A 2254-nucleotide genomic window follows, 5' to 3' on the forward strand; every position below is an offset into this window, starting at 1 on the left:
CAACAGTTCTGTAGTTCCAGGCTAATTCGTCTCTGGTGCCTCTGGGGTCCCGGCGTGCTCGCGTACGTGTATTACCAGGTCAGGGGTTTGCAAGCAAGCTTCGATCGACGTTTGGATCGTGACGCGAAGCCTTCCATGCAGCGAAGTGAGGTTTCTGAATGTGGTCTCCGGGGGTCATTCTGAGGTAACTACGTAAGTGACGGATGAGTAATTGAAACGATGACAGGTTTGTTGGAAACGAGACCGAACTGCGACGCATCGGTCGAAACACGGCCTATTCGAGACCAGAATGGTCCCTACCTGACCTGGAGAACGCTGGTAGTTGGCTGCTTGTATGGTGAGTAGGGCCGAAATAGTGTCAGAGCAATCGCAACAGCAGACGAGGAAGTTGAAGTGTGGGCGTGAAGAAGCGTTTCGCCGTCATCGGCGCGGGGATCATCGGCTCGGCAGTGGCCCGTGAGTTGGTCATGAAATACGACGGTGCCGACGTCACCTTGTATGAGAAGGAAGACCATCCTGCAGCCCACCAGACCGGACACAACTCCGGCGTTGTCCACGCGGGCCTCTACTATGAGCCCGGAAGCCTCAAGGCCCGCCTCTGCCGTCGAGGAGTCTCACTGCTCCACGACTTCGCTCGCGAGCACAACGTTGCCTTTGAGGAGTGCGGAAAAGTCGTCGTCGCGACCAGCGATGTCGAAGTGGACAGATTGCATGGAATCCACGCACGCGCGCGAGCCAACGGGGTCCCTGACGTTGCACTCCTGGACAGAGACGGACTCGTCGAAGTCGAACCGAATGCCGAGGGTGTCGCCGCACTGCACTCACCCCGCACCGGAATCATCGACTACCGTGGCCTGACCGAAGCGCTGGTCGCAGACTTCCGCCGGTGTGGAGGCCGAGTTCGCTTCTCCACCGGAGTGAGGAGAATCGAGCAGCGCAGCGGGGCCAAGGGCAGTTCGGCCATCGTGCACTCGAGCGTCGACTCGCAGGAGTACGACCAGGTCATCGTCTGTGCCGGACTGCAGGCCGATCGGCTGGCCGCACGCTCGGGCGAGGCGAAGAACCCGACCGTGGTGCCGTTCTTCGGTCAGTACTACATCCTCGAACCGCGCTTCAACGACGTCGTCAACGGACTCATCTATCCCGTCCCGGACCCGAAGTACCCATTCCTCGGAGTGCACGTGACCCGACGCATCGACGGCGGGCTCATGATCGGGCCCAATGCCTTCCTGTCTTTCTCCCGTGAAGGTTACAAGGGCCTCGGCCTCAACATGTCGGACTCGCTGACCGTGGCCACGGATCCCGGATTCTGGAGATTCGCCGCCGGCAATATGGCAACGGCTGCTCGCGAGATCGCAGGCGTGCTCTCCATCGAGAAGTTCGTCGCCGAGGCGGCCCGCTACGTTCCATCCCTCGACGGTGCCGACGGGCACCGTGCCACCCGCGGAATCCGTGCTCAGGCGATGAACCGAGACGGAACCCTGGTCGATGATTTCGTCATCGATCGTGCGGGAGCCACGATGTTCGTCAGGAACGCACCCTCGCCCGGGGCCACCTCGGCGCTGGCGATCGCCGAACATCTCATCGACACCGCAGCACTCACCTGAGCCGCGTGCGTCTGCTGCGTTTGGTGGGTGAACATCGAAAAGCCCCACCTGCCGGATGAGCAGATGGGGCTGGGCATCGGATCAGTTCAGATCATCGGTTCACTGGGGTGTACGAGTCTCGGCGCTGATGAACCAGGCCTGCTGTTCGAGCTGGCCGATGTACTCGTGGAAGAGGTCTGCCGTCGTCGGATCGGCGGAGTCGACCTCGTCATGGCAATTCCTCATTGTTGCGACTGTGGTCTCAACAGTCTTGACCATGTGGTCGATGGCGTCATGAGTGGTGATCTCACCCTCGGGGAATTCCGGCAGGCGGGTCTGTTCGGCTACGACTGCGGGCCTGCCGTCCGGGGAGGCATGGAGAGCACGCATCCTCTCCGCCATGGTGTCGCTGCCAGCTCGGGCGATGCTCACCACCTCGTCGAGGTTGAGATGGAGATCGCGGAAGTTCGGGCCGACGATATTCCAGTGCGCCTGCTTGGCGGTCAGACTCAGGGCGATGAAATCGACCAACACACCCTGCAAGTTCTTTGTCAGAGCAGCAGAAGCGACGAAACCATGCTCAGCGTTCTCTCTCTGCGTCTTCTCTGAGCCGTGGGGCTCAGGAACATTGACTGACTGTGCCATGAATCTTGCTCCAATCTCTCCGG

Annotated in this window: 2 protein-coding genes; one reads left to right on the forward strand and one right to left on the reverse strand. The window is 60.6% G+C overall.

Going from position 1 to position 2254, the window contains the following annotated elements:
- Positions 1 to 401: 401 nt before the first annotated feature.
- Complete coding sequence (lhgO, locus tag L0G76_RS15845) at positions 402 to 1607, forward strand: L-2-hydroxyglutarate oxidase (RefSeq protein WP_369696201.1); 1206 nt, start codon at positions 402 to 404, stop codon at positions 1605 to 1607.
- A 99-nt stretch (positions 1608 to 1706) separates the two neighbouring features.
- On the opposite strand, the gene L0G76_RS15850 is transcribed toward lhgO, so the two are convergent.
- Positions 1707 to 2231, reverse strand: a complete 525-nt coding sequence (locus L0G76_RS15850; RefSeq protein WP_304358093.1) for a Dps family protein — start codon at positions 2229 to 2231, stop codon at positions 1707 to 1709.
- Positions 2232 to 2254: the final 23 nt, after the last annotated feature.

The sequence above is a fragment of the Brevibacterium picturae genome (assembly GCF_030453725.1).
Lineage (GTDB): Bacteria > Actinomycetota > Actinomycetes > Actinomycetales > Brevibacteriaceae > Brevibacterium > Brevibacterium sandarakinum_A.

What these genes read in the sequence shown, in the direction of transcription:
- L0G76_RS15850 (WP_304358093.1), bottom strand. Translation starts at nt 2,231, where the DNA reads ATGGCACAGTCAGTCAATGTTCCTGAGCCCCACGGCTCAGAGAAGACG.